Here is a 23233-nt window from a genome sequence, read left to right on the forward strand (position 1 = left end):
TGGGGCAGTCGAGCAAGCTCGACTCTACGGCTTGGAGCAGTCGAGCAAGCTCGACTCTACGGCTTGGAGCAGTCGAGCAAGCTCGACGCTACAGTTGTGCCATGGCCCACTCGGCCAGCGCTTCCACGCGCGGGTCAACCGGCCCGTCCGGCCAGGCCAGCACCCAGAACCCACCCGTTGCGGAGAACCCCCACGGGGCGATCAGGCGCCCCGCGGCCAGGTCTTCGGCCACCAGCGGTTCCGGCGCGATCGCCGGGCCCAGCCCGGCCACCGCCGCTTCCAGCAGGTAGTACAGATGCTCGAAGCCGGTACCCAGCTGCAACTGCGCCGCGTCCAGCCCGTGCGCCTGGGCCCAGCCGGGCCACGCCTGCGGGCGTGACCGGGTGTGCAGCACGGGCTCGTGCAGCAGGGACGACGGCGCGGCATGGCGCAGCCGCTGGGCGGCCGGGTGCGAGGGTGCCACCACCACGCCCACCCGTTCCGGTGCCAGCTCGCACACCTGCCAGCCGCGCGGCCACGGGCCTTCGGCCAGCAGCAGGACGGCATCCAGCGCGGCCTGTGCTTCAGTGAAGGCCCCATCCAGCGCTGACCATTGCAGGTTCACCCCGGGCAGTGCCGCCTGCAGCGCGGGCAGGCGCGGAATCATCCAGCGCGCCAGCACGCTGCCGCTGCAGCCCAGTACCAGCGCGGGCGATGGCACCGGGCGGCGCAGTTCGCGCACGCAGCTTTCAATGCCCGCGAACGCGTCGCTGCAGGCGGTCTGCAGGCGCTGCCCGGCCTCGGTCAGGCGCAGGCCGCGCCCGGAGCGCTGGAACAGCGCCAGACCCAGATGGTCTTCCAGCAGTTTCAATTGCCGGCTCACCGCGCCATGGGTTACATGCAGGGCCTGCGCGGCGCGGCCCACCCCGCCCAGGCGGGCGGTGGCTTCGAAGGCGCGCAGGGCGTTAAGCGGCGGCAGCAGGGAAGTGCTCATGTGAGTTTTCCTGACATCATTGGCCAGATAATATCCATTTTCCGGTCACGACCCGTGCGCTAGAGTATCCGCCTGTCTCGAACCAGCGGTCGCTTCCATGTCTGCCTCCCCCATTGCCGACTACCACGCCTTTCCGGATGCCCAGGGCCACTTCGGCCGCTACGGCGGTAGTTTCGTCGCCGAAACCCTGGTCGGGCCGCTGCAGGAACTGGCCCAGGCCTACGATCAGGCCCGCCAGGATCCGGAATTCCAGCGCGCCTATGACCGCGACCTGGCCCATTACGTAGGCCGGCCCAGCCCGATCTATCACGCGCAGCGGCTGAGCGACCACGTCGGCGGCGCGCAGATCCTGCTCAAGCGCGAAGACCTGAACCACACCGGCGCGCACAAGATCAACAACACCATCGGCCAGGCCCTGCTGGCCGCGCGCATGGGCAAGAAGCGCATCATCGCCGAGACCGGTGCCGGCCAGCACGGCGTGGCCAGTGCCACCGTGGCCGCGCGCCTGGGCCTGGAATGCGTGGTCTACATGGGCGCCACCGATATCGAGCGGCAGAAGATCAACGTCTACCGCATGAAGCTGCTGGGCGCCACCGTGGTGCCGGTCACCTCCGGCTCGGCCACCCTGAAGGACGCGCTCAACGAAGCCATGCGCGACTGGGTGACCAACGTGCAGGACACCTTCTACATCATCGGCACCGTGGCCGGCCCCGATCCGTATCCGCGCATGGTGCGTGACTTCAACGCCATCGTCGGCCGCGAAGCGCGCGAGCAGATGCTGGCCGAGTACGGTCGACTGCCCGATGCGATCACCGCCTGCGTCGGTGGCGGCAGCAATGCCATCGGCCTGTTCCATGCCTTCCTCAACGACCGCCAGGTCGAGATCGTCGGTGCCGAGGCGGCCGGCGATGGCATCCATACCGGCCGCCACGCGGCCTCGATTGCCGCCGGTCGCCCGGGCGTGCTGCACGGCAACCGCACCTACGTGCTGTGCGACGACGATGGCCAGATCATCGAAACCCATTCGGTGTCTGCCGGCCTGGATTACCCCGGCGTCGGCCCCGAGCACGCGTTCCTGGCCGACAGTGGCCGCGCGCGCTACCTCGGCATCACCGATGAAGAAGCGCTGCAGGCCTTCCACCTGCTGGCGCACACCGAAGGCATCCTGCCCGCGCTGGAATCCAGCCATGCGCTGGCGCAGGCCATCAAGCTGGCGCGTGAACGCCCGCGTGACCAGATCGTGCTGTGCAATCTGTCCGGTCGCGGCGACAAGGACGTGCACACCATCGCCGCGCGCGAGGGTCTGGTGCTGTGAACTGCGTGCTGCGCCACGGTGGCGTGCTGGCGCTGGCCGTCGGCCTGGGCGGCTGCGCGCCTCCGGAGCCACCGGTGCTGGCGCCCGCGCCTGCCGCTCCGGCGGCGATTGCCGCTGCGCAGCACCCGGCCAGCAACGATGACGACCTCGCGCATCGCCCCATCGATGACGCGCCGGCGCCTGCGCCGCCGGCAGCGCCGGCCATCGACGAGGCGCCCGCGGTGGTGTCGGTGGCGCTGGACCATGCCGGCGATGTGCTGGTCGGCCAGCGCTTCAGCGAACTGCAGGGGGAAGGCGAGTGGCACTCGGCCGGCCTGCATGAAGCCACCGAGGGGCGTTGTGAGTATTACGAGCGCGGCCTGTTGCCCGAGGGCGTGTCGATGCTGGTGCAGGATGACGATGTGGTGCGCTTCGACCTGGCGCCCATTGATGATTCCGGCCAGGTGGTGGTGCAACCCGGCCCGTTCGGACTGCATCTGGACATGCCGCGCGCACAGGCCCTGCAGCGACTGCCCACCGGTACCGTCGCCCAGCCCTACAGCGGTGATGCGGAAGCCGGTGAGAGCCTGCTCTGGCAGGACCCGGGGTCGGATCTGGCGATCCGGGTGGAAATCATCGATGGCGTCGTATCGAGGATGTACTGGGGCGCCAGTGGCGCCGTTGAATTGATTGAAGGATGTAGCTGAAATGTCCGTTGAACGTATCGATGCCTGCTTTGCCCGCCTGCGTGCCGCCGGCCGCAAGGCGCTCATTCCCTTCGTCACCGCCGGCGACCCATCGCTGGAGGCCACGGTGCCGGTCATGCATGCGCTGGTCGATGCCGGTGCCGATGTGATCGAACTGGGCGTGCCGTTCTCCGATCCGATGGCCGACGGTCCCACCATCCAGCGCAGTTCCGAACGCGCGCTGGCACGCGGGGCGGGCAGCCGCTACGTACTGCAGGCGGTGGCCGAGTTCCGCCAGCGTGACACGCAGACGCCGGTGGTGCTGATGGGCTACCTGAACCCGGTCGAGATCCACGGTTACGCCGCGTTCGCGCAGGCGGCGGTGCAGGCCGGCGTGGATGGGGTGCTGCTGGTCGACCTGCCGCCGGAAGAAGCCGGTGAGGCACTGCAGGCGTTTGATGCGGCGGGCTTGGCGCTGGTGCTGCTGGCTTCGCCCACCACCAGCGATGCGCGTGCGGACACGCTGCTGGGGCTGGCACGCGGCTATCTGTACTACGTCAGTTTCGCCGGCGTCACCGGCGCGTCCGAACGCCTGGACAGCCAGGCGGCGAGTGCGCGCCTGCAGGCCCTGCGCGCGCACGCCAAGGTGCCGGTGGTGGCCGGCTTCGGCATCAAGGACGCGGCCAGCGCCGCGGCCATGGCCGTGCAGGCCGATGGCGTGGTGGTCGGCAGCGCGCTGGTGGCCGCACTGGCCGATGCCGGATCGCCGGAACAGGCGGCGCAGCAGGCGCATGCCTTCCTGGCCCCGCTGCGGCAGGCCCTGGACGCCTGACGGCCGCGCCCGGGCATGGCCCGGCGCTAAACGTACGTCACAGCATGGTTTTTTCCGGAACCCCCGGCAGACGCGCGGGGGTGCACGGGCGGGGGGAGCGGCGCTAGACTGTCGGCCTTTGCGGCCTTCGGGCCGCCCTGAACGGAAGTGTCCTCCCGCATGAGTTGGCTCAGCAAGTTGATGCCGTCCGGCATCCGCACCGACAACACCCCCAGCAAGAAGCGCAGCGTCCCCGAGGGCCTGTGGGAAAAGTGCAGCAGCTGCGGCAGCGCGCTGTACCGCCCCGAGCTGGAAGAAAACCTGGAGGTCTGCCCGAAGTGCGGCCACCACATGGCGATCCGCGCGCGCGCGCGCCTGGCTGCACTGTTCGACGCGGACAGCACCACCGAGATCGCCGCACGCCTGGGCCCGACCGACCTGCTGAAGTTCAAGGACCAGAAGAAGTACAGCGAACGCATCAAGATCGCGCAGAAGAACACCGGCGAGTACGACGCGCTGATCGCCATGCGTGGCCTGCTCAAGGGCCGCCCGCTGGTGGCGTCCTCGTTCGATTTCGCCTTCATGGGCGGTTCGATGGGCTCGGTGGTGGGTGAGCGCTTCGCGCTGGCCGCCGAAACCGCGCTGGAAATCGGTGCCCCCTACGTGTGCTTCTCCGCCAGCGGCGGCGCGCGCATGCAGGAAGGCCTGTTCTCGCTGATGCAGATGGCCAAGACCTCGGCCGCGCTGGGCAAGCTGCGTGAGGCCGGCCTGCCGTACATCTCGGTGCTGACCCACCCGACCACCGGTGGCGTGTCGGCCTCGTTTGCGATGCTGGGCGACATCAACATCGCCGAACCGCAGGCCCTGATCGGCTTCGCCGGCCCGCGCGTGATCGAACAGACCGTGCGCGAAAAGCTGCCCGAAGGCTTCCAGCGCTCGGAGTTCCTGCTCGAGCACGGCGCCATCGACCAGATCTGCGACCGTCGCGAAATGCGTGATCGTCTGGCCGACCTGCTGGCCATGCTCGGCCGTCAGCCGCGGCCGGAGGTGGCTTGATGGGAGGCCGCAAGTACTTCGGTACGGACGGCATCCGCGGGCGCGTCGGCCAGAGCCCGATTTCGGCCGATTTCGTGCTGCGCCTGGGCAATGCCCTGGGCCGCGTGCTGGTCGCCCAGCGCGGTGCCCACGGGCGTCGCCCGATCGTGGTGATCGGCAAGGACACCCGCATTTCCGGCTACATGTTCGAAGCCGCGCTGGAAGCGGGCCTGGTCGCCGCCGGTGCCGACGTGCAGCTGCTGGGCCCGATGCCGACCCCTGCGGTGGCGTTCCTGACCCGGACGCTGGGCGTGGATGCCGGCATCGTCATCAGTGCCTCGCACAATCCGCACTACGACAACGGCATCAAGTTCTTCTCTGCCCAGGGCGAGAAGCTCGATGACGCCACCGAACTGGCGCTGGAAGCGGCGCTGGACGTACCGTTCACCACGGCAGAATCGGAGCAGCTGGGCAAGGCGGCGCGGGCCCGTGAAGCGGTCGGTCGCTACATCGAGTTCTGCAAGGCCAGCGTGCCGCGCTCGTTCGATCTGCGCGGTGTACGCCTGGTGCTGGACTGCGCACACGGCGCTACCTACCAGATCGCGCCGTTGCTGTTCCGCGAGCTCGGCGCCGATGTCATCGGCATCGGTGCCGAACCCAACGGCGTGAACATCAACGACGGCGTGGGGTCGACCCACATCGACAACCTTGCCGCCAAGGTGCGCGAGACCGGCGCCGACCTGGGCATCGCCTTCGACGGTGACGGCGATCGCGTGCTGATGGCCGACGACCAGGGCACCCCGGTCGATGGTGATGACCTGCTCTACATCCTGGCGCGGGCCTGGCAGGCCGAGGGCCGCCTGCGCGGTCCGGTGGTCGGCACGCTGATGAGCAACTACGGCCTGGAAAAGGCGTTGGCCGAGCTGCAGATTCCGTTCCAGCGCAGCAACGTGGGCGACCGCTACGTGCACCAGGCGCTGATCGAGGGCAATGGCGTGCTCGGCGGTGAAGCGTCCGGCCATCTGCTGTGCCTGGACCGCGCCACCACGGGCGATGGCATCGTCAGTGCGCTGCAGGTGCTGGTGGCGCTCAAGCGCAGTGGCCAGACCCTGCGGCAGGCGCTGCAGCCGTTGTCGAAAGTGCCGCAGAAGACGGTCAACGTGCGCCTGGGCGATGTCTCGGCCAAGGCCACCGTGCAGGCCGACAGCGTGCAGTCGGCGCTGGTGGAAGCACAGCAGGCGGTCAGTGGCCGCGGCCGTGCGTTCCTGCGTCCGTCCGGCACCGAGCCGGTGGTGCGCGTTACCGTGGAAGCCGACGACGCCACGCTGATGCAGGACACCCTGGACCGGCTGTCGGCCGCAGTGAAATCCGCCGCGACGGCCTGATCTGCGGTCCTGCCTGCACAATGCGAAACGCCCCGGGAAACCGGGGCGTTTTCGTTCCAGCCGTGCCGGCCCGCAGGCAAGGCTTACGGCCCGGGCACCATCTTCTTCTGGCGTGCCTTGAAGCCGTTGAAGATCGGCGCCAGCAGCGGGTGGTAGCTCTGCGCGATGCGCTTGCGCAGCCAGCTGGCCGGGCGGTTGCGGATCGCGAAGCGATAGATGCGTTCCGGATCGCCACCGACCACGTTGCGGCCGAACGGATGGGTGGTGTGCAGGTAGCGGAACCCATGGGCGCGCGCCACCTCGATGTGGTCCTGGTCGAAGTCGCCATACGGCCAGCACAGGGTGTCGGATACCTCGCCCAGCTGCGCCTGCAGCACCTGCCGCGCGCGGGCCAGATCCTGGTCGATGCCATCGCGGCGCTGCGCGCGGTCCAGGTCCTGCCGCTGCAGCCAGCGGGTATGGGTGTGGGTATGGCAATGCACCTCGAACGTGCCGGCCTCGATGGCGGCACGCGCTTCGCTCCAGCGCATCATCACATCGTCACAGCGGTTGTCCTGGAAGATCGCCGCCTCGCAGCCGCGATGGTCCGGCGTTGGCGGCAGCACGGCGCCGGGCACACCGGCATGCGCGCGCACCGGGCCTTCGCCCATCCAGCCGGTCACCACGAACACCACCGCATGCATGCCGTACTTCTGCAGGATCGGGTGGGCATACACCCAGTTGTCCAGGTAACCGTCGTCGAAGGTGATCACGATCGACTTGCGGGGCACCGGCTTGCCGGCCAGGAAGCCGGCGTACTGGTCCAGCGTCAGCGACGTCCAGCCTTCGCGCGCCAGCCACGCGATCTGGCTCTCGAAGTTTTCCGGCGACACGGTGATCATGCCCGGCGACGGGCTTACGTGATGGTGCATCAGCACCGGTACGGTTCGTGCGTCAGCCATGTCCCAGCTCCTTCAGCCACTGGTGATAATAGTATTCGGTGGTTTCGCCGTGGCCGGCCGGGGTGAACCGGTGCGCGCTGCGCATCCAGTCCCAGCCGGCGCGGCCCATCAGGCGGCGGCGCTCGGGGTCGTCCACCAGCAGGCGCAGCGCAGCGGTCAAGGCCGCACGGTCACCCAGCCGGGTCAGCAGCGCATTGCTGCCATCGAGCACCATTTCCGGTACGCCGCCCACGCGCGTGGCCACGATCGGCACGCCGACGAACGCCGCTTCCAGGAACACCGTGCCGGCCGCTTCCTTGTGCGAGGCCAGGGCAAAGATGTCGAAGCCCGCCATCAGTCGGCAGGCACCGTCGCGGTAGCCCAGCAGGTGGACCTGGTCCTGCAGACCCAGCGCATCGCGCAGGGCCTGCAGGCGGGCCATCACCGGCTCGCCGTCGCCCACCACCACCAGGTGCAGGTTGCGGTTGGCCTGGCACAGCGGCGCGATGGCCTGCAGCAGGTCGGCATGGCCCTTGGGTTCGCGCAGCACCGCCACGCAGCCCACCACGATGTCGTCGGCGCTGAAGCCCAGCTCGGCGCGCACTTCGGCGCGCACGTCCTGCAGGCACTGCCACGGGTCCGGCTTGCGGACGTCGCTCCACTGCGGCGGCACGGCAATGGGCGGCACGATGCCGATGCTGGTTGCGGGCACGCCGCGCTCGGCCAGCAGTTGTTTGACGAAGCTGCTGACGGTCAGCACACGGTGCGGCAGCCCGGTATAGGTCAGCAGTGAATTGACCGGGCTCATCAGGTGCCGCGAGCGCACCACCAGCGGGGTCCCGCCCAGGCGTGCGCCGGCCGCGGCGATCAGCGCGTCGCGGCGGCTGGTGGTATTGACCACGTCATAGCGTTCGCGGCGCACCAGCCGCGCGACCGACCAGACGCCGCGCAGCAGGCGCGGCAGCCCACCCATGCGCAGGGTGTGTACGGTGAACCCCGCGTCGCGGGCCAGGCCGGCCAGGCGCGCATGGGGCTGGCACAGCAGCGCGACCTCATGGCCACGCGCACGCATGGCCTGCATGTGGCGGAAAATGTAGATCTCCTGGCCGCCCATTCCGGTGGCGGCCTCGGTATGCAGAATGCGCAACGGGCGATGCATGGTTGAAGCCGTCCCTTGGTTCAACGATTACGGAAGCGGGTCAGCGCGTCCCAGGCCGCGCGCAGGCTGGCCGGGTCGGGTGCCTGCTGTGGCAGCGGGTGATAGCGGCGGTCGAGCGTCGTGGCGTTGCCGAACTTGTCGAACACCTGGATCGCGTTGCCATGGCGGACCGCACGCTGCGACCAGCTCTCCACCACCAGCGATCGGGTGCCCTGCGGTGCGGCCAGCAGGTCCTGGCCGGTGCTGTAGTCGGCCAGCGCGTTCTCGCAGCCCAGGCCATGGCGCATCAACGTCGGTACCCAGTCTTCATGCGAACTGGTGCGGCTGTCCTGGGCGGCGGCCTGCCCGGGCCAATGCAGCACGAACGGCACCTGCAGCTGGTAGTCGGAGAAGTTGCCGTTGTGGCCCCAGTAGTTCAGGCCCAGATCGTTGAACTCTTCGGCATGGTCACCGGTGACCAGGACAATGGTGTCCTGCTCCAGCCCCTGCGCACGCAGCGTTTCCAGCAGCTGCCCCACCAGGCTGTCGGCGTAGTGCACGGCGGTGTGGTAGCGGTTCAACTCGGGGGTCGGGTCGTGGTCCGGGTCGAACTTCAGGAAGTCGATGTCCTCGGCCATCGGCATCGCCACCGGCGGGTAGTCGGCCGGCATGTGGTAGGGCGCATGGGTGGAATCGAGGAACACGAAGCCGAACCACGGGCGCTGCGCGTCGTGGCTGGTGGCGATGTCCTGCTGCAGGGATTCGACGATGGCGCGGTCACGCCCGGCCGAGTCACGATCGCGTGGGCCCTGGTGCAGCTGGCTGCGCACGTCGGCGAACACGGTACGGTCGAACTCCGGGCTGTACAGGGGGGCGCTGCCGTACAGGTGCAGGTCGTAACCCTGCTGCTGCAGCACCTTGAACAACTGCGAGCCGCGCTGCTCGGCCAGCATGGTCGGCCAGTAGCCGCCGGGCAGCCCGTACATCAGGCCGAACAGCCCGTAGCGGGTGGCATTGCCAGTGCTGAAGTGCTGTTCGTACACGCGCGAAGACTGCGCCAGTGCAGCCGTATTGGGCATGAACTGTGGCGTCAGGGCGTCCTTGCGCAGCGATTCCAGCACCACCATCAGCACGTTCGGGCGCTGGTGGCTCTGGCAGCGCAGCGGCTGCAGCGGGTAGTTCAGCTGTGCATGGCGCGGGTCGGGCAGGCCGGCCTGCGGCTGGCTGACCACGCCCAGGCGGCGCATGAAGCTCTTGGCGGTGATCGGCTGGGCCCAGGGCAGGTAGTTCCACTGGCTGATGACGGCGCGTTCCCCCAGTGCGTCGTAGTACGCCGTCGCGACCTGGCCACCGGCCATCCACACGGCCACCAGCACCCAGGCCAGCAGCACCCAGCGCCGCAGGCGCGTGGCCGGCAGCAGCTTCCAGCACGCCCAGGCCAACAGGGCCTGCGCCGCGAACAGTGCGCTGATCATCGCGATCGCCTGCAGCCAGGTCTTCCACGACAGGCTGACCTGATCGTTCAGGGCACCGCCGAACACCATATTGGCGACCATGGCGTTGAGGTGGAACCGGTATAGGGCGAACACCTTGGCATCCACCAGCAGCAGGCAGAGCCACAGCCCCTGGGTCACGATGGCCGATACCGTCAGAATGCGCGCGCGCTGCGGCCACAGGCCGACGGCCAGCGGCAGCAGGCCGGCCACTGCACCCAGCGCCAGCAGGTGGCCGGGCAGGGCGACCGCCAGGTAGGTCAGGCCCAGCGCGCCGCCGGGGTTGTCGCGCAGCGGAACGTTGCCCAGCGCGATCAGTGCCGCCAGCACCGCGTTGCCGGCAATGAACAGGGACCACCACGCCAGCCGCTGCCAGCGGCGATCGGCGCCCGGCGTGGGCGGGGAGGGGGCGGTGGGGAAAGCGGCATCCATGGCGACGGCGGGTTCAACAGGGGGAGGGGAGGGCGCGTGTGACGAGGGCGTCAAGACGCGTGGGCGGCGCATTGTATCGGTTTGTTTCAATGTATCGGTGTGGGACTTCGGCCGATCTGTCACAATGTTCAGGTGGCCCACAGACAGCTGTCGGGCCGAACAGACCCACGACAAGCCAGGAACCGCTGTGAGCCAGATCCCCACCCTCGACATCACCCGTTTCGACAGCGACCGCGAGGCCTTCGTGGCCGAGCTGGGCGCGGCCTACCGCCAATGGGGATTCGCGGGCATCCGCAACCACGGCATCCCGCAGGCCGACATCGACGCGGCCTATGATGTCTTCAAGGCCTTCTTCGCCCTGCCGGACGAGGTCAAGCGCAAGTACCACGTGGCTGGCAGCGGCGGCGCCCGCGGCTACACCCCGTTCGGCGTGGAAACCGCCAAGGGCTCCAAGCACTTCGACCTGAAGGAGTTCTGGCACATCGGCCGCGAGATCGCCGATGACTCCAAGTACCGTGACGTGATGGCGCCGAACCTGTGGCCGACCGAGGTCGATGGGTTCCGTGAGCGCGGCTACGGCCTGTACCAGGCGCTGGACAACCTGGGTTCGCGCGTGCTGTCGGCGCTGGCCCTGCACATTGGTCTGCCGGAAAACTTCTTTGCCGACAAGACCAATTTCGGCAACTCGATCCTGCGCCCGATCCACTACCCGCCGATCACCACCGACGACATCCCGAACGTCCGTGCCGGTGCCCACGGCGACATCAACTTCATCACCCTGCTGGTCGGCGCCAGTGCCGCCGGCCTGGAAGTGCAGTCGCATGATGGCCAGTGGGTGCCGTTCACCTCGGACGCCGACACCATCGTGGTCAACATCGGCGACATGCTGCAGCGCCTGACCAACCATGTGTACCCGTCCACCATCCATCGCGTGGTGAACCCCCCGGGCGAGCTGGCCCGCCAGCCGCGCTACTCGGTGCCGTTCTTCCTGCACCCGAACCCGGATTTCCTGATCGACGTGCTGCCCTCGTGCATCACCCCGGAAAATCCCAGCCGCTACCCGGAGCCGATCACCGCCCACGGCTTCCTGGAAGAGCGCCTGCGCGAGATCAAGCTGAAGTAATGAAGAGGCCGCCGAAAGGCGGCCTTTTCATTACGGGTAGCGCCGGGCCGTGCCCGGCGAGCGCAGCGGAGGGTGTTCGGTAGGGTTGCACCCTGCACCCGCAGAGGCCAAAGCCAAAGCGAAAGCCAAAGCCAAAGCCAAAGCCAAAGCCAGAGCGGCTCTGGTTTTCTGCTGGCTGGGTGGGGCGGTGTGGGTGGGCAGGACACGCCGTGGACCCATCCATGGGGGCTCGTAGGCGCCATCCATGGCGCCTGCGGTCCTGTCCACCCACACCGCCCCACCCCCGACAGTTTCCCGGTGACGGTGAGTACGGGCGGCTCTTGGTAGGTGTCGACCTTGGTCGACACATCTGTCAGATCGACGTGGGGCCGGGGTGCTGCTTTTGCTCTTGCTCTTGCTCTTGCTCTTCTTTTTTCTTTCCGTGGCGGGCGGAACCGCCGCAATGTGTCAGAGGCCGGGCGGGTGGGGCTGGCGGGGGTGTCCGCGGCATGGATGCCGCGGCCAAGCCCCCATGGACGGGTTTACGGCGTCCCCCGCCAGCCCCACCCGCCCGGCCAACCCAATAAAACCCACCGGGCATTGCACGACCAACCCCCGCCACGAGGGGCTGCGCCGTTGGCTGAAAATCCATGTAACCGCTTACACGGAAACGGATTTTTGCCATAGCGGGTATCATGGGCGGCTGAGTTCATACAGGAGCCACCGCCATGCGCCGCAAGATCGTCGCCGGAAACTGGAAGCTGCACGGCAGCCGTCAATTCGCCACCGACCTGCTCGGCCAGGTGGCCGCCGGGCTGCCCAAGGCGGGGGTGGAGGTGGTCATCCTGCCGCCGCTGCCGTACCTCGGTGAACTGGTCGAGGACTTCGGCGAGACCGGCCTGGTGTTCGGTGCCCAGGACGTCAGCAGCAATGAAAAGGGGGCCTACACCGGCGAGGTCTGCGCCGCCATGCTGCACGAGGTCGGGGCCCGCTATGGCCTGGTCGGCCATTCCGAGCGCCGCCAGTACCACCAGGAAAGCAGCGAGCTGGTCGCCCGCAAGTTCGCCGCGGCCCTGCATGCCGGCCTGGTGCCGGTGCTGTGCGTGGGTGAAACGCTGGAACAGCGCGAAGCCGGGCAGACCGAGGCGGTCATCGCCAGCCAGCTGGCACCGGTGCTGGCACTGGTCGGCGCCGAGGGGTTTGCCAACGCCGTGGTGGCCTACGAACCGGTCTGGGCCATTGGTACCGGCAAGACCGCCAGCAAGGAGCAGGCCCAGCAGGTACACGCCTTCATTCGTGGCGAAGTCGCGCGCATGGATGCTAGAATCGCTGATTCACTGCCCATTCTTTACGGCGGTAGCGTGAAGCCCGACAATGCCGGGGAACTGTTCGCGCAGCCGGATGTCGATGGTGGGCTGGTCGGCGGCGCCTCGCTGGTGGCCGCGGATTTCCTGGCCATCGCGCAAGCGGCGGCAACTATTTAGTCAAGACAGCCGGCCCAGCGTCGGCATAACAGTCCGAGGGCGGGTTTCCAATGCTGATGTTGATCCTCAATGTCGTCTACGTGCTGGTTGCCGTAGCCATGATCGCGCTGATCCTGATGCAGCGTGGCTCGGGCGCGGCAGCAGGCTCGGGCTTTGGTGCCGGCGCCTCGGGGACTGTGTTCGGCGCGCGCGGCGCGTCCAACTTCCTGTCCAAGTCCACCAAGTGGCTGGCCGTGGTGTTCTTTGGCATCAGCCTGTTCATGGCCTGGTACGCCGGCCATGGCACCCGCCCGGCGGCCGACCAGGATCTGGGCCTGATGTCCGCCCCGGCGGCCAGCGCCCCGGCCGTTCCGGCAGGTGAACTGCCGGCTGCGCCGAAGGCTGCGGAGGTCCCGGCGGCCCCGGTTCCGGCCGCCACTGTGCCGGCTCAGGCGGAAACTTCCACTTCTGGTGAAGAAAAGCCGTCTGAAGGCTCCCAGAAAGACTGAAGCCGGTTACAATACGCGGCGCATCGGGATGTTGATCTGATGTGATCGTTTGCCCAGGTGGCGGAATTGGTAGACGCACTACCTTGAGGTGGTAGCGACTTAGGTCGTAGGGGTTCGAGTCCCCTCTTGGGCACCATTTGTAAGTAAAGCGGGTTCTCCTGGCGCGCAATGCGCCAGCCGTTTCCCGTCCACTCCCCCATGCCAAAGCGCCTGCAGGCGCGGCGGCAGAGGCAAGAGAGAATCGCTGTGCTGGCCGAATATTTGCCGTCTCTGCTGTTTCTGATCGTCGCCACCGGTATCGGCATCACGCTGATGCTGATTGGTCGATTCCTCGGCCCCCGCCGCCCCGATCTGGAAAAGCTGTCGCCGTACGAATGCGGCTTCGAGGCCTTCGAAGACGCGCGCATGAAGTTCGACGTGCGCTACTACCTGATCGCGATCCAGTTCATCGTCTTCGACCTGGAAATCATCTTCATCGTGCCGTGGACCCAGGTCTTCATGGAGCTGGGCGCCCGTTCGCTCGTCACCATGGGCCTGTTCGTCGGCATGCTGTTCCTCGGTTTCATTTACGTCTGGAAGAAGGGAGCGCTGGAATGGGAGTGATTCAGACTCTCGATGGCCTCATGAACAACCCGGTCCCGGAAGGGCGGGTGGATGACATCCTGCGGCCGGAAGGCGACAACCCCCTGCTGGAAAAGGGCTTTGTCACCACCAGTGTCGATGCCCTGCTGAACTGGGCGCGCACCGGCTCCATGTGGCCCATGACCTTCGGTCTGGCCTGCTGTGCGGTGGAAATGATGCACGCCGGTGCGGCGCGTCTGGACCTTGACCGCTACGGCGTGGTGTTCCGCCCGTCGCCGCGTCAGTCCGACGTGATGATCGTGGCCGGCACCCTGGTCAACAAGATGGCCCCGGCGCTGCGCAAGGTCTACGACCAGATGCCGGACCCGAAGTGGGTCATCTCGATGGGCAGCTGCGCCAACGGCGGCGGCTACTACCATTACTCCTATTCTGTCGTGCGCGGCTGTGATCGCGTGGTGCCGGTGGACGTCTATGTCCCGGGCTGCCCGCCGACCGCCGAGGCGCTGGTGTACGGGATCCTGCAGCTGCAGAAGAAGATCTGGCGTACACAGACCATCGCCCGCTGACCCTTTTCACCTGACAAGAGCGCGCCAAGCCCCCATGGCAGAGCAAGCATCCTTCATCGACCGACTCTCCGCACGTTTCGCTGGTGCGAAGGTCATCGTGGTCGAACCCCGCGGCGAAGTGACGCTGGAGGTGCCTGCGGCTGAGTGGCACGCCACTGCCCTGGCGCTGCGTGACGAGTTTGGTTTCGAGCAGGCCGTGGACCTGTGCGGCGTCGATTACCTGGGTTACGGCTCGGACGAATGGGACACCGCCGACGTTTCCTCGCAGGGCTTCAGCCGTGGCGTGGAAGGCAAGGGCCAGGGCCGCTTCGCCTGGGGTGAATTCCCCACCGAAGAGAACGGTGCCGATGGCGCCCGCCCGCAGCACATGCCGGCCCAGCGTTTCGCCGTGGTTGCCCAGCTGCGCTCGTACCAGCACAACCTGATGCTGCACCTGCGCTGCTTCGCGCCTGACGAAGCGCTGCCGGTGGTGTCCTCGCTGACCGGCATCTGGCCGGGCCTGAACTGGTTCGAGCGCGAAGCGTTCGACCTGTACGGCGTGATCTTCGAAGGTCACCCGGACCTGCGCCGGATCCTGACCGACTACGGTTTCGTCGGCCATCCGTTCCGCAAGGACTTCCCGCTGATCGGCAACGTCGAAGTGCGTTACGACGAAGAGAAGAAGCGTGTCATCTACGAACCGGTCACCTCGGTCGAGCCGCGTGTCGGCGTGCCGCGCGTGATCCGCGACGACGCCCGCCTGCAGACCGCAGAAGGCGAGCGCGCGCAGGAGGCAGTGAAGTGAGCCACGTACACCAGGCTGGCGAAGCGTTTGCCAGCAACCCCGCCGAAAGCCGGCAGGAAATCCGCAACTACACCATGAACTTCGGCCCGCAGCATCCGGCCGCGCACGGTGTGCTGCGCCTGATCCTGGAGATGGACGGCGAAACCATCATGCGTGCCGACCCCCACGTGGGCCTGCTGCACCGTGGTACCGAAAAGCTGGCCGAGTCCAAGCCGTTCAACCAGTCGATCGGCTACATGGATCGCCTGGATTACGTGTCGATGATGTGCAACGAGCACGCTTACGTGCGCGCGATCGAAACCCTGATGGGTATCGAAGCGCCCGAGCGTGCGCAGTACATCCGCACCATGTACGACGAAATCACCCGCATCCTGAACCACCTGATGTGGCTGGGTTCCAACGCGCTCGATCTGGGCGCCATGGCGGTCATGCTGTACGCCTTCCGTGAGCGCGAAGAGCTGATGGACTGCTACGAAGCCGTCTCCGGCGCGCGCATGCACGCGGCGTACTACCGTCCGGGCGGTGTCTACCGCGATCTGCCGGACCACATGCCCAAGTACAAGGAATCGCGCTGGCACAAGGGCAAGGCGCTGAAGCAGCTCAATGCTTCGCGTGAAGGCTCGCTGCTGGACTTCCTGGAGAACTTCACCAACGAGTTCCCGGGTCGCGTGGACGAATACGAGACCCTGCTGACCGACAACCGTATCTGGAAGCAGCGTACGGTCGGCATCGGCGTGGTCAGCCCGGAACTGGCCCACCAGTGGGGCATGACCGGCGTGATGCTGCGCGGCTCGGGCGTTGCCTGGGACCTGCGCAAGAAGCGTCCGTACGCCAAGTACGATGCCGTCGATTTCGACATTCCGCTGGGCAAGGAAGGCGACTGCTACGACCGTTACCTGGTCCGCGTTGCCGAAATGCGCGAATCCAACCGCATCATCAAGCAGTGCGTGGCGTGGCTGAAGGCCAACCCGGGCCCGGTGATGGTGAAGAACTTCAAGGTCGCTCCGCCCAAGCGCGAGGACATGAAGGACGACATGGAAGCGCTGATCCACCACTTCAAGCTGTTCAGCGAAGGCTACTGCGTGCCGGCCGGCGAAACCTATTCGGCGGTGGAAGCCCCGAAGGGTGAGTTCGGCTGCTACCTGGTCTCCGACGGCGCCAACAAGCCGTTCCGCGTGCACCTGCGTGCACCGGGCTTCGCCCACCTGTCCTCGATCGATTCGATCGTGCGCGGCCACATGCTGGCCGACGTGGTGGCCATGATCGGTACCTACGATCTGGTGTTCGGCGAGGTTGACCGGTAATGCCGTCCGCCACGCCAACGCCCGCTGCAGGCAGCCGGCGCAAGCCGGCGCCGCAGTCCCTGGAATTTCACGTTATGCATTTCGCTGAGGTCGGCCGATGAAGGCGACAGGTAATTTCGAGGCGGCGCGCGACGTCGACCCGATGGTGGTGCTGAGCGACAAGACCCGCGCTCACATCGATCACTGGCTGTCCAAGTTCCCGCCGGACCGCAAGCGCTCTGCCGTGCTGCAGGGCCTGCATGCGGCCCAGGAGCAGAACGAGGGCTGGCTGACCGACGAGTTGATCGCCGGCGTGGCCAAGTACCTGGACCTGCCGCCGGTGTGGGCCTACGAAGTGGCCAGCTTCTACTCGATGTTCGAGACCGAGAAGGTGGGCCGCAACAACGTGGCCATCTGCACCAACATCAGCTGCTGGCTCAATGGCGCCGAAGACATCGTGCGCCACTGCGAGAAGAAGCTGGGCATCAAGCACGGTGAGTCGACCCCCGATGGCCGCGTCTACCTCAAGCGCGAGGAAGAGTGCCTGGCCGGTTGCGGTGGCGCGCCGATGATGGTCATCAACGGTCACTACCATGAGCGTCTGACCCTGGAAAAGGTCGACGAGCTGCTGGACGGGCTGGAGTAAGGGCATGGCACATCACCACGAATCCAAGGGTCCGGTCGGCCCCGCGCCGCTGCCGCACCAGGTGGTCTACACCACCCTGCATTACGACACCCCGTGGTCGTACGAAAGCTACCTGAAGACCGGCGGCTACGCCGCCCTGCGCAAGATCCTCGAAGAGAAGATCCCGCCGGAACAGGTCATCGAGATGGTCAAGGCTTCGGGCCTGCGCGGCCGCGGTGGCGCTGGCTTCCCGACCGGCCTGAAGTGGTCCTTCATGCCCAAGGGCAACATGCAGAAGTACATCCTCTGCAACTCGGACGAATCCGAGCCGGGCACCTGCAAGGACCGCGACATCCTGCGCTACAACCCGCATTCGGTGGTGGAAGGCATGGCGATTGCCTGCTACGCCACCGGTTCGACCGTGGGCTACAACTACCTGCGCGGTGAGTTCCACCACGAGCCGTTCGAGCACTTCGAACAGGCCCTGGCCGACGCCTATGCAAATGGCTGGCTGGGCAAGAACGTGATGGGCTCGGGCGTGGACATCGACATCTACGGTGCCCTGGGCGCCGGCGCGTACATCTGCGGCGAAGAAACCGCGCTGATGGAATCGCTGGAAGGCAAGAAGGGCCAGCCGCGCTACAAGCCGCCGTTCCCGGCGAACTTCGGCCTGTACGGCAAGCCGTCCACCATCAACAACACCGAAACCTACGGTTCGGTGCCGGCGATCATCCGCAACGGCCCGGAGTGGTTCAAGGGCCTGAGCCTGACCGGCAACGGCGGCCCGAAGTGCTTCTCGGTGTCCGGTTGCGTGCAGAACGGTGGCAATTTCGAAGTGCCGCTGGGCACCACCTTCGACGACCTGCTGGAAATGGCCGGTGGCCTGCGTCCGGGCCGCACCCTGAAGGGCGCGATTCCGGGCGGCGTGTCCATGCCGGTGCTGACCGCGGCCGAGCTGAAGGGCCTGCCGATGGACTACGACACCATCCGCGCACTGGGCTCGGGCCTGGGTTCGGGTGCCGTCGTGGTGCTGGATGACAGCGTGTGCTGCGTCAAGTTCGCCTGCCGCATCAGCCAGTTCTTCCACAAGGAATCCTGTGGCCAGTGCACCCCGTGCCGCGAAGGTACCGGCTGGATGCACCGCGTGCTGGAGCGCATCGTCGCCGGCAAGGCCACGATGGAAGACCTGCACCAGCTGAAGGCAGTGGCCGGCCAGATCGAAGGCCACACCATCTGTGCGTTCGGCGAAGCGGCTGCATGGCCCATCCAGGGCTTCCTGCGCCAGTTCTGGGACGAGTTCGAGTACTACATCGTCAACGGTCATTCGATGGTTGACGGCAAGAAGGTGGAGGCAGCCGCTGCATGAGCGCGCAACCCGTAAATCCGAGCGTCCCACCCGATCACGTCACCATCGAGATCGATGGCAAGTCGCTGGTCGTGCCCAAGGGCTCGATGATCATCCAGGCCGCCGACAAGGCCGGCATCTCCATTCCGCGCTTCTGCTACCACGAGAAGCTGCCGATCGCCGCCAACTGCCGCATGTGCCTGGTGGACGTGGAGAAGTCGCCGAAGCCGGCGCCGGCCTGCGCCACCCCGGTGATGGACGGCATGAAGGTCGCCACCCGCAGTGAGAAGGCGCTCAAGTTCCAGCGTTCGGTGATGGAGTTCCTGCTCATCAACCACCCGCTGGACTGCCCGATCTGCGACCAGGGCGGCGAGTGCGAGCTGCAGGACGTTTCGCTGGGCTATGGCCGTTCGGTCAGCCGCTTCAACGAGCGCAAGCGCGTGGTGCCCGATGAAGACATGGGTCCGCTGGTTGCCACCGAAATGACCCGCTGCATCCAGTGCACCCGCTGCGTGCGCTTCACCGCCGACGTGGCAGGCACCTATGAACTGGGTGGCATGTACCGCGGTGAGAACCTGCAGATCGGTACCTACGACGGCAAGCCGCTGACCACCGAGCTGTCCGGCAACGTGGTTGACGTCTGCCCGGTGGGCGCGCTGACCAACAAGGTGTTCCAGTTCCGCGCCCGCCCGTGGGAGCTGACGGCGCGCGAATCGCTGGGCTACCACGATGCAATGGGCTCGAACCTGTTCCTGCACGTGCGTCGCGGCGAAGTGCTGCGCACCGTGCCGCGTGACAACGAAGCCGTGAACGAGTGCTGGCTGTCCGACCGCGACCGCTACTCGCACCAGGGCCTGTACAGCGAAGACCGTGCGGTCAAGCCGCTGCGCAAGGTCAATGGCGAGTGGAAGGAAGTGAGCTGGGCCGAAGGCCTGGCCGCCGCCGCCGAGATCCTCAAGGCGCACCAGGGCGACCACCTGGGCGTGCTGGTGCACCCGTCCACCTCCAACGAGGAAGGTGCGCTGCTGGCCCGCCTGGCCAAGGGCCTGGGCTCGCACAACATCGATCACCGCATCAACAACCGCGACTTCTCCGACGCTGCGACCGCCGAAGTGTTCGGCCTGCCGCTGGCCGAGATCGAAGGCGCCGACCGCATCGTGGTTCTGGGCAGCAACATCCGCCACGAACTGCCGCTGCTGCACGCCCGTCTGCGTAAGGCGCAGACCACCAAGGGTGCGAAGATCCACGTCATCAACCCGGTTGATTTCGACTTCGCCTTCGGCATCGCCGGCAAGCAGATCGTCGCGCCGTCGAAGTTCGTCGAAGCACTGGCCGACGCCGAGGTGCGTTCGGCGGTGCAGGGCGGCAGCAACACCGTGCTGATCGTCGGTGGCATCGCCGAAAACCACCCGCAGGCCGCCGCGATCCGCGCTGCCGCGCGTGACTTCGCTGCCGCTACCGGTGCCAAGCTGTGCCGCATCCCGCAGGGCGCCAATGCCGTGGGCCTGACCCGCGCCGGCGTGCTGCCGGCCGGCAAGGACGTGGCCGCCATGCTGGCGCAGCCGCGCCAGGCTTACGTGGTGTACGGCCTGGAACCGGGCCTGGACTTCGCCGATGCCCCGGCCGCGCGCAAGGCGCTGGTCGGTGCCAAGGTGGTGGCCTTCAGCCAGTTCGCCTGCGTTTCCACCCGCGACGTTGCCGACGTCATCCTGCCGATCGGCGCACTGCCGGAAATCGACGCCACCCTGACCAACCTCGATGGTCGCGAGCAGTCGGCCCGTGCCGGCGGCAAGCTGCCGGGCGAGGCCCGTGAAGGCTGGCGCGTGCTGCGTGCACTGGGCGGCGAAATGGCACTGGCCGGTTTCGACTTCACCGACCTGGCCGGCCTGCGCGCCAGCCTGGCCCCGGTGTCGGTCGCCGTGGCTGCTTCGGCCCAGCCGGCCGTTGCCGGCGAAGGCCTGGAAGTGGCTTCGACCGCTGCGATCTACCGCACCGATGCGGTGGTCCGTCGCGCGCCGGCGCTGCAGTCGCACCCGCTGAACAATGCCCCGCGCATCGTGCTGAACGCTGACGATGCCGCACGCCTGCAGCTGCAGGAAGGGCAGATGGCCAAGGTCGGCACCGATGCCGGCAAGGCCACCCTGCCGGTGGTGGTCGACGCCCGCGTCGCTGCGGGTTCGGTCTGGATTGAATCGGGCCACGGCGCGACCGCGCCGCTGGGTGCCGCTCGCGTATCGGTGGTGGCTGCATGAACGAATTGCTGTTGAACGCGGTCGACCCGCTGCACCAGTGGCTGCTTGCCCTCGGTGACATCGGCGCGCTGATCTGGATCATCCTGAAGATCCTGGTGATCACCGTGCCGGTGATCGTCTCGGTGGCCTTCTACGTGGTCTGGGAACGCAAGCTGATCGGCTGGATGCACGTCCGCCACGGCCCGATGTACGTGGGAATGGGCATCTTCCAGGCCTTCGCCGACGTCTTCAAGCTGCTGTTCAAGGAAGTGGTCCAGCCGAGCAGCGCCAACAAGGCGATCTACCTGCTGGCCCCGCTGATCACCCTGGCCCCGGCCTTCGCGGCCTGGTCGGTGGTGCCCTTCGATTCGCAGATCGTGCTGTCCAACGCCAATGCTGGCCTGCTGTACCTGCTGGCGATGACCTCGCTGGGCATCTACGGCATCATCCTGGCCGGTTGGGCGTCGAACTCGAAGTACGCGTTCCTGGGTGCCATGCGCGCCTCGGCGCAGATGATCAGCTACGAAATCGCGATGGGCTTCGCCCTGGTCGGCGTGATGATCGCGGCGGGCAGCCTGAACCTGAGCAACATCGTGATGGCGCAGGCCGGCAGCTCCGGCTTCTTCGACTGGTTCCTGCTGCCGCTGTTCCCGCTGTTCGTCATCTACTGGGTGTCGGGCGTGGCTGAAACCAACCGCGCGCCGTTCGACGTGGTGGAAGGCGAATCGGAAATCGTGGCCGGCCACATGGTCGAGTACTCCGGCGGCGCCTTCGCGCTGTTCTTCCTGGCCGAATACGCGAACATGATCCTGATCAGCTTCCTGATCTCGATCTTCTTCCTCGGCGGCTGGCTGAGCCCGATCCAGGGCTGGGTCGACCTGGGCAACATCTCGCCGCTGGTCGACTGGATCTGGAAGGGCGGTGCACCGTGGCTGTTCGTCAAGGTGTTCTTCTTCGCCAGTGCCTACATCTGGTTCCGTGCCAGCTTCCCGCGCTTCCGCTATGACCAGATCATGCGCCTGGGCTGGAAGGTCTTCATTCCGCTGGCCATTCTGTGGATCGCGGTTACCGCCGTCATGGTGTTCTTCGGCGTGATTCAAAAGGGCGTCTAAGTGATGAACAGGATTACCCATTACTTCAAGAGCCTGCTGCTGCTCGAACTGCTGGCCGGCCTCTGGCTGACGCTGAAGTACAGCTTCAAGCCGAAGTACACGATGATGTACCCGATGGAGAAGTTCCCGCAGTCGCCGCGCTTCCGTGGCCTGCACGCGCTGCGCCGTTATCCCAACGGCGAAGAGCGCTGCATCGCCTGCAAGCTGTGTGAGGCGGTCTGCCCGGCGCTGGCCATCACCATCGACTCGGCCAAGCGCGAGGACGGCACCCGCCGCACCACCCGCTACGACATCGATCTGTTCAAGTGCATCTTCTGCGGCTTCTGCGAAGAAAGCTGCCCGGTGGACTCGATCGTTGAGACCCACATCCTCGAGTACCACTTCGAGAAGCGTGGCGAAAACATCGTTACCAAGCCGCAGCTGCTGGCCCTGGGCGACCGTCTCGAAACCGAGATCGCCGAGCGTCGTGCCGCCGATGCCGCTTACCGCTGAGGTCCAGAGATGAATTGGGTAAATATCGCTTTCTGGGTGTTCGCCATCGCGGCAACGGTTTCGGCCGGTGCGGTGATCAGCGTGCGCAACCCGGTTCACGCCGTGCTCTGCCTGGTGCTGACCTTCTTCTCCATCGCCTGCGTGTGGCTGCTGGTGGGCGCCGAATTCCTCGGCGTGGCGCTGGTGCTGGTCTACGTCGGTGCGGTGATGGTGCTGTTCCTGTTCGTGGTGATGATGCTGGACATCGACCCCACGAAGATGCGCGAGGGCTGGGTGCGTTACCTGCCGGTCGGCCTGGTGGTTGCCGTGGCCATGCTGGTGCAGATGCTGATCCTGATCGGCGTGAAGGGCAGGGCGGTCAACGCCTTCCCGGCCGACAACGCCGCTGCGCTGGCGGCTGACAGCTCCAACATCACTTGGCTGGCACGCACGCTGTTCACTGAATACCTGCTGCCGTTCGAATTCGCCGCCGTCATCCTGACCGTGGCCGTGGTGGCCGCCGTCATGCTGACCCTGCGTCGCCGTACCGGTGTGAAGAGCCAGAACCCGGGCGACCAGACCATGGTCAAGGCAGGCAACCGCCTGCGCATGGTCAAGATGGGCGCAGAACAGCCGGTCGTGCACAGCAACAGCAAGCCGGCCACCGGCGAGGAGACCCAGCCGTGATTACCCTTGGCCACATGCTTGCGCTGGGCGCGGTGCTGTTCGCCATCAGCCTGGCCGGCATCTTCCTGAACCGGAAGAACGTCATCGTGCTGCTGATGTCGATCGAACTGATGCTGCTGTCGGTGAACGTGAACTTCGTTGCGTTCTCCCGCCAGCTGGGTGATCCGTCCGGCCAGCTGTTCGTGTTCTTCATCCTGACCGTTGCCGCTGCCGAGGCCGCCATCGGCCTGGCGATCCTGGTGACCCTGTTCCGTACCCGCCGCACGATCAATGTCGGCGAAGTCGATTCGTTGAAGGGCTGATCCA

At 66.7% G+C, this 23233-nt stretch carries 23 protein-coding genes and 1 tRNA gene; 20 read left to right on the forward strand and 4 right to left on the reverse strand.

The genetic code is table 11. From position 1 onward, the window contains the following. Positions 1-88 precede the first annotated feature (88 nt). Positions 89-973, reverse strand: coding sequence for a LysR family transcriptional regulator (locus AC06FA_RS13315; RefSeq protein ID WP_478068725.1), 885 nt, complete (start codon positions 971-973; stop codon positions 89-91). Between the two features lie 97 nt (positions 974-1070). Here AC06FA_RS13315 and trpB point away from each other — a divergent pair, with 97 nt between their 5' ends. From trpB to glmM, 5 genes are all read left to right on the forward strand, one after another. Further along, the gene (trpB, locus tag AC06FA_RS13320; RefSeq protein ID WP_108750233.1) at positions 1071-2288 is read left to right on the forward strand and encodes a tryptophan synthase subunit beta; all 1218 of its coding nucleotides are present in this window, start codon (positions 1071-1073) and stop codon (positions 2286-2288) included. Beyond that, positions 2285-2974, forward strand: coding sequence for a hypothetical protein (locus AC06FA_RS13325; RefSeq protein WP_478068726.1), 690 nt, complete (start codon positions 2285-2287; stop codon positions 2972-2974). The genes trpB and AC06FA_RS13325 overlap by 4 nt, the downstream gene beginning before the upstream one ends. Position 2975: 1 nt before the next feature. Next, positions 2976-3785, forward strand: a complete 810-nt coding sequence (gene trpA / locus AC06FA_RS13330) for a tryptophan synthase subunit alpha (RefSeq protein WP_478068727.1) — start codon at positions 2976-2978, stop codon at positions 3783-3785. 159 nt (positions 3786-3944) lie between these two features. Beyond that, complete coding sequence (gene accD / locus AC06FA_RS13335; RefSeq protein ID WP_108750230.1) at positions 3945-4820, forward strand: acetyl-CoA carboxylase, carboxyltransferase subunit beta; 876 nt, start codon at positions 3945-3947, stop codon at positions 4818-4820. Further along, on the forward strand, positions 4820-6184 hold the full coding sequence (gene glmM, locus AC06FA_RS13340; RefSeq protein WP_199934485.1) for a phosphoglucosamine mutase: 1365 nt from the start codon (positions 4820-4822) through the stop codon (positions 6182-6184). The genes accD and glmM overlap by 1 nt, the downstream gene beginning before the upstream one ends. Positions 6185-6267: 83 nt before the next feature. Here glmM and AC06FA_RS13345 read toward each other — a convergent pair whose 3' ends face one another. Genes AC06FA_RS13345 through AC06FA_RS13355 form a run of 3 tightly spaced genes read right to left on the reverse strand, consistent with a single transcriptional unit; the run spans position 6268 to position 10167 of the window. Further along, entirely contained in the window at positions 6268-7125 is an 858-nt protein-coding gene (locus AC06FA_RS13345; protein WP_478068728.1) for a polysaccharide deacetylase family protein, read from the reverse strand. Continuing rightward, positions 7118-8263 (reverse strand): glycosyltransferase family 4 protein, encoded by a 1146-nt coding sequence (locus tag AC06FA_RS13350; protein ID WP_478068729.1) that lies wholly within the window; start codon positions 8261-8263, stop codon positions 7118-7120. Before AC06FA_RS13350 ends, AC06FA_RS13345 begins: the two co-directional genes overlap by 8 nt. Before the next feature lie 20 nt (positions 8264-8283). Next, positions 8284-10167, reverse strand: a complete 1884-nt coding sequence (locus tag AC06FA_RS13355) for a sulfatase-like hydrolase/transferase (protein ID WP_478068730.1) — start codon at positions 10165-10167, stop codon at positions 8284-8286. Between the two features lie 187 nt (positions 10168-10354). On the opposite strand from AC06FA_RS13355, the gene AC06FA_RS13360 reads away from it, so the two are divergent. The 15 genes from AC06FA_RS13360 to nuoK all read left to right on the forward strand — a co-directional run bounded on the left by AC06FA_RS13360 (position 10355) and on the right by nuoK (position 23229). After that, the gene (locus AC06FA_RS13360) at positions 10355-11290 is read left to right on the forward strand and encodes an isopenicillin N synthase family dioxygenase (RefSeq protein ID WP_478068731.1); all 936 of its coding nucleotides are present in this window, start codon (positions 10355-10357) and stop codon (positions 11288-11290) included. 707 nt (positions 11291-11997) lie between these two features. After that, positions 11998-12753 carry a triose-phosphate isomerase gene (gene tpiA / locus AC06FA_RS13365; RefSeq protein WP_478068732.1) on the forward strand — a complete coding sequence of 252 codons (756 nt, stop codon included), beginning with the start codon at positions 11998-12000 and terminating at the stop codon, positions 12751-12753. A gap of 50 nt (positions 12754-12803) precedes the next feature. Next, entirely contained in the window at positions 12804-13241 is a 438-nt protein-coding gene (gene secG / locus AC06FA_RS13370) for a preprotein translocase subunit SecG (RefSeq protein ID WP_108750224.1), read from the forward strand. Positions 13242-13292: 51 nt separating this feature from the next. Next, positions 13293-13377, forward strand: a tRNA-Leu gene (locus AC06FA_RS13375). A gap of 110 nt (positions 13378-13487) precedes the next feature. Further along, entirely contained in the window at positions 13488-13844 is a 357-nt protein-coding gene (locus tag AC06FA_RS13380; RefSeq protein WP_079222613.1) for an NADH-quinone oxidoreductase subunit A, read from the forward strand. Further along, positions 13835-14389 carry a NuoB/complex I 20 kDa subunit family protein gene (locus AC06FA_RS13385; protein ID WP_079222612.1) on the forward strand — a complete coding sequence of 185 codons (555 nt, stop codon included), beginning with the start codon at positions 13835-13837 and terminating at the stop codon, positions 14387-14389. The genes AC06FA_RS13380 and AC06FA_RS13385 overlap by 10 nt, the downstream gene beginning before the upstream one ends. A 34-nt stretch (positions 14390-14423) precedes the next feature. Beyond that, the gene (locus tag AC06FA_RS13390) at positions 14424-15173 is read left to right on the forward strand and encodes an NADH-quinone oxidoreductase subunit C (protein WP_478068733.1); all 750 of its coding nucleotides are present in this window, start codon (positions 14424-14426) and stop codon (positions 15171-15173) included. Further along, a complete protein-coding gene (locus AC06FA_RS13395) occupies positions 15170-16477 on the forward strand; it encodes an NADH-quinone oxidoreductase subunit D (protein ID WP_108753693.1) in 1308 nt (435 codons plus the stop codon). Before AC06FA_RS13390 ends, AC06FA_RS13395 begins: the two co-directional genes overlap by 4 nt. Before the next feature lie 97 nt (positions 16478-16574). Next, a complete protein-coding gene (gene nuoE / locus AC06FA_RS13400) occupies positions 16575-17102 on the forward strand; it encodes an NADH-quinone oxidoreductase subunit NuoE (RefSeq protein ID WP_006381132.1) in 528 nt (175 codons plus the stop codon). A 4-nt stretch (positions 17103-17106) separates the two neighbouring features. Continuing rightward, positions 17107-18447 (forward strand): NADH-quinone oxidoreductase subunit NuoF, encoded by a 1341-nt coding sequence (gene nuoF / locus AC06FA_RS13405; RefSeq protein ID WP_108750220.1) that lies wholly within the window; start codon positions 17107-17109, stop codon positions 18445-18447. Further along, positions 18444-20678 carry an NADH-quinone oxidoreductase subunit NuoG gene (nuoG, locus tag AC06FA_RS13410; RefSeq protein ID WP_478068734.1) on the forward strand — a complete coding sequence of 745 codons (2235 nt, stop codon included), beginning with the start codon at positions 18444-18446 and terminating at the stop codon, positions 20676-20678. Before nuoF ends, nuoG begins: the two co-directional genes overlap by 4 nt. Continuing rightward, positions 20675-21769: an NADH-quinone oxidoreductase subunit NuoH gene (gene nuoH, locus AC06FA_RS13415; protein WP_478068735.1), complete on the forward strand. Its 1095-nt coding sequence runs from the start codon at positions 20675-20677 to the stop codon at positions 21767-21769. Before nuoG ends, nuoH begins: the two co-directional genes overlap by 4 nt. 3 nt (positions 21770-21772) lie before the next feature. After that, complete coding sequence (nuoI, locus tag AC06FA_RS13420) at positions 21773-22261, forward strand: NADH-quinone oxidoreductase subunit NuoI (RefSeq protein ID WP_108750217.1); 489 nt, start codon at positions 21773-21775, stop codon at positions 22259-22261. 9 nt (positions 22262-22270) lie between these two features. Next, a complete protein-coding gene (locus tag AC06FA_RS13425) occupies positions 22271-22927 on the forward strand; it encodes an NADH-quinone oxidoreductase subunit J (RefSeq protein ID WP_478068736.1) in 657 nt (218 codons plus the stop codon). After that, positions 22924-23229: an NADH-quinone oxidoreductase subunit NuoK gene (gene nuoK, locus AC06FA_RS13430; RefSeq protein ID WP_006381125.1), complete on the forward strand. Its 306-nt coding sequence runs from the start codon at positions 22924-22926 to the stop codon at positions 23227-23229. Before AC06FA_RS13425 ends, nuoK begins: the two co-directional genes overlap by 4 nt. The last annotated feature ends 4 nt before the right edge of the window (positions 23230-23233 follow it).

It is taken from the genome of Stenotrophomonas sp. Steno-C17, from assembly GCF_056393165.1.